This is a genomic window from Streptomyces sp. NPDC056480, assembly GCF_042795405.1.
Taxonomy (GTDB): Bacteria; Actinomycetota; Actinomycetes; order Streptomycetales; family Streptomycetaceae; genus Streptomyces.
In genome coordinates, this window is record NZ_JBHTSA010000066.1 from 41,681 (window position 1) to 47,951 (window position 6,271).

The 6,271-nt window shown below is 74.7% G+C and carries 5 protein-coding genes and 1 pseudogene; 4 read left to right on the forward strand and 2 right to left on the reverse strand.

What is annotated here, in order from left to right; genetic code table 11:
• Window positions 1-78: 78 nt before the first annotated feature.
• On the forward strand, window positions 79-849 hold the full coding sequence (locus tag ACFQ79_RS25920) for an SAM-dependent methyltransferase (protein WP_383587522.1): 771 nt from the start codon (window positions 79-81) through the stop codon (window positions 847-849).
• 147 nt (window positions 850-996) lie between these two features.
• Here ACFQ79_RS25920 and ACFQ79_RS25925 read toward each other — a convergent pair whose 3' ends face one another.
• Both ACFQ79_RS25925 and ACFQ79_RS25930 read right to left on the reverse strand, forming a co-directional pair.
• Complete coding sequence (locus ACFQ79_RS25925; protein ID WP_383587525.1) at window positions 997-1,581, reverse strand: DUF4865 family protein; 585 nt, start codon at window positions 1,579-1,581, stop codon at window positions 997-999.
• A gap of 34 nt (window positions 1,582-1,615) precedes the next feature.
• Complete coding sequence (locus tag ACFQ79_RS25930) at window positions 1,616-2,200, reverse strand: TetR/AcrR family transcriptional regulator (protein WP_383587527.1); 585 nt, start codon at window positions 2,198-2,200, stop codon at window positions 1,616-1,618.
• A 199-nt stretch (window positions 2,201-2,399) separates the two neighbouring features.
• On the opposite strand from ACFQ79_RS25930, the gene ACFQ79_RS25935 reads away from it, so the two are divergent.
• The 3 genes and pseudogenes from ACFQ79_RS25935 to ACFQ79_RS25945 all read left to right on the forward strand — a co-directional run bounded on the left by ACFQ79_RS25935 (window position 2,400) and on the right by ACFQ79_RS25945 (window position 6,210).
• Window positions 2,400-2,699 (forward strand): SHOCT domain-containing protein, encoded by a 300-nt coding sequence (locus tag ACFQ79_RS25935; protein ID WP_383587530.1) that lies wholly within the window; start codon window positions 2,400-2,402, stop codon window positions 2,697-2,699.
• A pseudogene (locus ACFQ79_RS25940) lies at window positions 2,696-3,457 on the forward strand (ABC transporter ATP-binding protein); the annotation flags it as partial. The gene ACFQ79_RS25935 and the pseudogene ACFQ79_RS25940, both read left to right, overlap by 4 nt.
• 185 nt (window positions 3,458-3,642) lie before the next feature.
• Window positions 3,643-6,210 (forward strand): FtsX-like permease family protein, encoded by a 2,568-nt coding sequence (locus tag ACFQ79_RS25945; protein WP_383587533.1) that lies wholly within the window; start codon window positions 3,643-3,645, stop codon window positions 6,208-6,210.
• Window positions 6,211-6,271: the final 61 nt, after the last annotated feature.

The window sequence follows — 6,271 nt, forward strand, 5'->3', positions numbered from 1 at the left end:
GGGACGAACTCCGCCGCGCACCCTCATGGGCCGGAAACCCCTGGCCAGAGCCGGTGGGACGACGTACCGTTCCGCCTCATGACCATTTCTGATCATGATCTTCCTCCGCGTCTCGGCAGTCTCACCTTCCACAGCCCGCTCTCGGAGGCCCGCGCGACCCGCATGGTCGAGCGGCTCGCCGCCATCGAGCCCGCCGATGTGCTCGACATCGGTTGCGGCTGGGGCGAGTTGCTCCTGCGTATCGTCGAGGCCGCGCCGGCGGCCAAGGGCGCGGGGATCGACATCAACGGCGAGGACCTGGCCCGTGGCCGGGCCCTCGCCGAGGCCCGTGGCCTCGCCGACCGTGTCGAGTTCGTCGAGGAGTCGGCGTTCGGCACCGACCGGGGACCCGTCGACGTGGTCCTCTGTCACGGATCGAGCCAGGCTCTCTGCGACCCCGACCAGCCGCACGACCTCGCTGCGGCGCTGAGTGAACTCCGCCGTCTCGTCAGGCCCGGAGGGCATGTCGTGCTCGGGGAGTGCTTCTGGGACCGCACGCCGACGGACGAGGAACTGGCCGGGATGTGGCCGGGCGCGAACGAGGGCGACCACACGTCCCTCGGCACCCTGGTCGACCTCGCGATCGAGGCGGGGTTCCGGCCCGCGTGGATCGAGACGGCGACCGCCGAGGAGTGGGAGGAGTTCGAGTCGGGCTACCGGTACGACACCGAGCTCTGGCTCGCGGCCCACCCCGAGCACCCGCTCGCCGCCGAGACGCGGGAGCGCGTCGACCGGCAGCGCTCGACGTGGGTGAACGGCTACCGCCGCGTCCTCGGCATGGCCTACCTGACGCTGGTCGCCGTGGCCTGACCCTCGGGCAGGGGGCCTGCGGGCATCGGCCGATCAAACACGGGGGCCACCGGGCTCATGCCGACCGGGCAGTGCTCACCGGGCTCATGCCGACCAGGCAGGGGCCACCGTGCCCAGACCGAGGATGCCGGGGCCGTGCGATCCGGTTCACCACTGCCGCCCCGCCCCCAGCCGCCCCCTCCCCGGGGCGGACAGATGCAGCACACGGAAGCGCTCGCCCTCGCCGGCGGGCGCTTCCGCGTCGGCCCACAAGGTGAACGCGAGCAGCTCCCAGTGGCGCGGATCGACCGCCAGCGCGGAGGCCACCACCCCGTCCCGCCGCGCCTCGCGCGCGTGCCGGGCCACCGCGTCCGCCACGGCCTCGCCGGGCGGGACCCCCTCCCTGAGCGGGGTCCTGCGACGCGTCGCGGCGCCCGGCACCGCACCGGAGGCGGGCCCCTCCTCGTACGACAGGCCGGTCCAGTGCTGCACCACGGGGCGGCCGAAGTCGTTCACGATGCCCTGGAAACCCGGGCCCCAGAGGAAGGAGTTCATGCCCTCGGGGTCGGCCCACAGATAGAACGGCGCGTACTGGTTGACCGGCGACGCGTCCCCGCGCTCCCGTACCAGGTACGCCTTCAGGCCGAGCCCGGGGAAGTCGTCGAGCAGATGGCCCCTCGTCGCCACCCGCTCGCGGATGATCCCCATGTCGTAGTCGGCGGGCAGGGTGATCTCGTACTGCATGGCATGCACAGCAGGCTCCCATCGCCTGTCGGGGAAGACATGTTCAGCCGACGGCGGTACGCGGGGCGAGCAGGCCCAGCAAGCCCCGAACGGCGCTGTCGAAGGGCTCCCGCGCCCCGGTCGCGCGGGCCAGGACGTACCCGCCCTGCACGGTCGCCAGGACCGTCGCCGCGATGTCCTCCGCGTCGAGCGAGGCGCTCAACTCGCCGTTGTCCAGGCCCTCCTGGGCGACCTCGGCGAGCCGGGCCCGCAGCCGCCCGAGCACCTCGTCGACCGGTGCGCGCAACACGGGATCGGCGACGACCTCGGGATCCATCGTCAGCCGGCCCACCGGGCAGCCCCGCAGGACGTCCCGCTCGCGCAGCAGATAGGCCTCGATGCGGGCGTACGCGGTGCCGTCGCCGCTCAGGACGGCCTCGGCGGCGGCGCCCAGCTCCTCGGCCGTCCGCCGGATCGCGGCGAGCGCCAGATCGGGCTTGCCCGCGAAGTGGTGGTACATGCTGCCCTGACCCGCCCCGGCCGCCTGCTGCACGGCCTTGGGGCTGGTCCCCACGTACCCCCGCTCCCACAGGAGGTCGCGGGTCGCCTCGATCAGTCGCTCGGAGGTGCTCATGACCGCACTGTACATACCAGTAGGTACAGAAGGGGAGGAGGGCCGGCGCCGCCCTGTACTCCCGACGTCGTACACGCGATGCCGCTGCCCGTACGACGCGCCCGACCCCTGCCCGGAGGGAGTCTCGAACCACGGAAAAGACCACCACGGCGCACCGGTCACGGCGCACCCGTCACAGGGCACCGGCCGATGCGCACCGAGGAGCTGAACCCTCATGAACACACTCGCCCACGCGGGCCCCGGCCCGTGGGTCCTTCTCTTCCCTCTCGTCTGGGCGGTGGTGATCGTCGGCGTCGTCACGATCGCCCGCCGCGCCGGATGGCGCCGCGGCCGCGGCCCGTGGCGCGACGTCGGCCCCGGCCGCGCCGAGGGGCCGGACGACAGCTCGCCCATCGCCCTCCTCGGCCACCGGTTCGCCGCCGGGGAGATCGACGAGGACGAGTACTGGCGTCGGCTGACCGTCCTCGAAGAGCAGTTCGGCCGCCGTACCGACTCCAAGGGGCACCGGGCATGACCACCACAGACAAGCGCCTCCGGGCCGTGCCCGCCGCCGGCCCCGCCGCCGTCCGAGTCGTCGACGCCGTCAAGGTCTACGGGCGCGGCGACACGGAGGTCAGGGCCCTGGACGGAGTGAGCGTCGACTTCCCCGTCGGTCGCTTCACCGCCGTCATGGGCCCTTCGGGCTCCGGCAAGTCCACCCTGATGCACTGCGCCGCCGGGCTCGACACCCTCACCTCCGGCGCCGCCCTCCTCGGCGACACCGACCTCGCCACGCTCGACGACCGCCGTCTGACGCTGCTGCGCCGCGACCGGATCGGCTTCGTCTTCCAGGCCTTCAATCTGCTGCCGACCCTCACCGTCGCCGAGAACATCACCCTTCCGTCGGCCCTCGCCGGCCACACCGTGGACCGGGAGCGCTTCGACCGGATCGTCGACACGGTCGGGCTCCGCGACCGCCTCCACCACCGGCCGAGCGAGCTCTCCGGCGGGCAGCAGCAGCGGGTGGCCGTCGCCCGCGCGTTCGCCGGCGACCCGGACGTCGTCTTCGCCGACGAACCGACCGGAAACCTCGACTCGCGCTCCGGCGAGGAGGTGCTGCGTCTGCTGGGCCGTACCGTGCGCGAGACCGGCCGTACGGTCGTCATGGTCACCCACGACCCGGTCGCCGCCGCCCACGCCGACGAGGTGATCTTCCTCGCGGACGGCCGGCTCGTCGACCGGATGACGGCCCCCACGGCCGACCGCGTCCTCGACCGCATGAAGGCGTTCGAGACGACGGCCGGGACCGGGGCCCGCACGACCGACGGCCACCCGACCGTCTCCGACCCGACCGACAGCCACAGCCGCAGCCGCAGCAACAGCCAGGCGACCGGCCCGGACCCGGCCGGCCCGAACCCGACTGGCCCGGACCCGACCGACGGGCACCCGAACGCCCTCACCTCCGGGGGCGTGTCCCCATGAGAACTCCCTCCGCGCCCGCCTCGCTCCGCCTCGCCCGTTCCTCCCTCGGCGCCCACCGGCGCCGGTTCGTCGGCACCTTCGTCGCCGTCCTCCTCGGCGTCGCCTTCCTCACCGGCACGCTCGTCATGGGCGACACCCTGCGCGCGAGTTTCGACTCGATGTTCACCGGCGCGAGCCGCGGCACCGACGCCGTCGTCCGCAGCGCCGTCATGGTGACGGCCTCGGGCGACGCCCAGGGCACCCGCGGCCCCGTCGACGCGGACCTCGCCGAACGCCTCGCGCGCGTGCCCGGGGTCGCCGCCGCCGCGCCCCGGATCGAGGGCGCCGGCCAGCTCCTCGCGGCCGACGGCACCCCCGTCGGCGGCAAGGGCCCGCCCACCCTCGCCGGGAACTGGATCGACGACCCGGCCCTCAACCCGTACAAGCTCGCGGAAGGCCGTGCCCCGAGCGCCCCCGGCGAGGCCGTCGTCAACCGGGGCGCGGCGAAGGCCGCGGGTCTCGGCCTGGGCGACACGACGGTCCTGCGCACCCCCGACCCGGTGCGCGTCACCGTCGTCGGTCTCGCGACCTTCGGCGGCGCGGACGGCATGGGCCAGGTCACCTGGGCCGGGCTGACCCGCGCCGACGCCGAGCGGTATCTGACGGCGCGCCCCGGCGAGGCGACGAGCATCGCCGTACGGGCCGGTCCCGGCGTCTCCCAGGAGGAACTGGTCGCCGCCCTCGCCCCCGCCCTCCCCGAGGACGTCGAGGCGATCACCGGGCAGCGCGCCGCCGAGGAGAACACCGAGACGGTCTCCGGTCGCTTCCTCAGCCTCTTCACGGCCTTCCTGCTGGTGTTCAGCGGGGTCGCGGTGCTCGTCTCCGTCTTCAGCATCCACAACACGTTCGCCGTGCTCGTCGCCCAGCGGACCCGCGAGAACGCCCTGCTCCGTGCGATCGGCGCCGCCCGACGGCAGGTCGTCGCCGGCACCCTCGCCGAGGCGCTCACCGTCGGTCTGCTCGCCTCCCTGGCCGGACTGCTGGGCGGGATCGGCGTGGCGGCCGGCCTCCAGGCCCTCTTCCCCGCCGTCGGCTTCCCGTTCCCCGAGGGCGACCTGGTCGTGACCGGCACGTCCCTCGTGCTGCCGCTCGCCGTCGGCCTCGCGGTCTGCGCGGGCTCGGCGCTGCTGCCCGCGGTACGGGCCGGGCGCACGGCCCCGCTCGCCGCGCTCCGCGAGACGCAGGTGGACGCGTCGGGCACGTCACGCGTGCGCGTGGTGACCGGTGGAGCGCTGCTCGCCGTCGCGGTCGGCACGGTCCTCCTCGGTGTGCTCGGCACCCCCTCGCTGTGGTTCGCCGCGACCGGAGCGGCGCTCGCCGTCGCCGCCTTCGTGGTCCTCGGCCCGGTGGCCGCGTCGGTCGCCGTACGGGTCCTCGGCCGCCCCCTGCGCGGCGCCAACCGCGGCCTCGCGCGCCGCAACGCCCTGCGCAGTCCGGGGCGTACGGCAGCGACCGCGACGGCCCTGATGATCGGCGTCGCGGTGGTCACCCTCTTCACGGTCTTCGGCGCCTCCCTCAAGGCGACCATGGACCGCACGGTCGACCGTTCCTTCGCGGGCGACGTGGCCATCAGCGGCGCCACGTTCGGCGCCGGAGGCGCGGGGCTCAGCCCGCGCCTCGCACCCGCCGTCGGCGCGCTGCCCGAGGTCGACACCGCCGTGGGCCTGGGGCGGGGCGTGGCGGAGGTGAACGGCAAGGGCCGTGCCCTGACCGTCACCGACCCGGCCGCGCTCTCCCGGACCCTCGACCTGGGAGAGGTGCGGGGCTCCCTCGCCGGCCTCGGTACGGACGGGCTCGCCGTCGCCGCCGACGAGGCGGCCTCCGCGGGCCTGGCGCCGGGGCGGACGGCCGAGCTCACGTTCACGGACGGCACCCGGCACAGCTTCACCGTCCGGGCGGTCTACGAACGCTCCGACCTGGCCGGCGACTACCTCGTCACCCGCGAGGCCTGGGCCCCGCACCACACCCAGGACTCCGACACCCTGGTCGCCGTCTCGTTCGCGGACGGGATCGGCACGGAGGAGGGCAAGGCGGCCGTGACCGAGGTCGCCGACCGCTACGGGCAGCCCGAGGTGCAGACGCGGGAGGAGTACGCGGAGTCCTCGGCGGGAGGCATCGACATGATGCTCACCCTCGTGTACGCCCTCCTCGCCCTCGCCGTCCTGATCGCGCTGCTCGGCATCACCAACACGCTGACCCTGTCCGTGCACGAACGGACGCGTGAGCTCGGCCTGTTGCGGGCCGTCGGCCAGACGCGGGCCCAGCTGCGGGCCATGGTCCGCTGGGAGTCGGTCCTGGTGGCGGCGTTCGGCACGCTCGGCGGACTCGTCCTCGGCGGCTTCCTCGGCTGGGTGCTGGTCCGCGCCTCGGAGGGTTCGGGCGACAGCGCGTTCGCCTTCGCCGTACCGGCGGCGCAGCTGGCGACGGTGGCCGTGGTGGGTCTGGTCGCCGGGGCCGTGGCGGCCCTGCGCCCGGCGCGCCGGGCGGCCCGTCTGGAGATCCTCCGGGCGATCGCCACGGAGTGAGGGAGGGCGGGGCAGGCCCCCTGGGCGGCCCCGTCAGCCCGTGCGGCCCGCCGGGTGCCGG

Excerpts from the sequence above, each read along its gene's own strand:
- ACFQ79_RS25920 (WP_383587522.1), top strand. The coding sequence starts at position 79 with ATGACCATTTCTGATCATGATCTTCCTCCGCGTCTCGGCAGTCTCACC.
- ACFQ79_RS25930 (WP_383587527.1), bottom strand. The coding sequence starts at position 2,200 with ATGTACAGTGCGGTCATGAGCACCTCCGAGCGACTGATCGAGGCGACC.
- ACFQ79_RS25935 (WP_383587530.1), top strand. The coding sequence starts at position 2,400 with ATGAACACACTCGCCCACGCGGGCCCCGGCCCGTGGGTCCTTCTCTTC.
- ACFQ79_RS25945 (WP_383587533.1), top strand. The coding sequence starts at position 3,643 with ATGAGAACTCCCTCCGCGCCCGCCTCGCTCCGCCTCGCCCGTTCCTCC.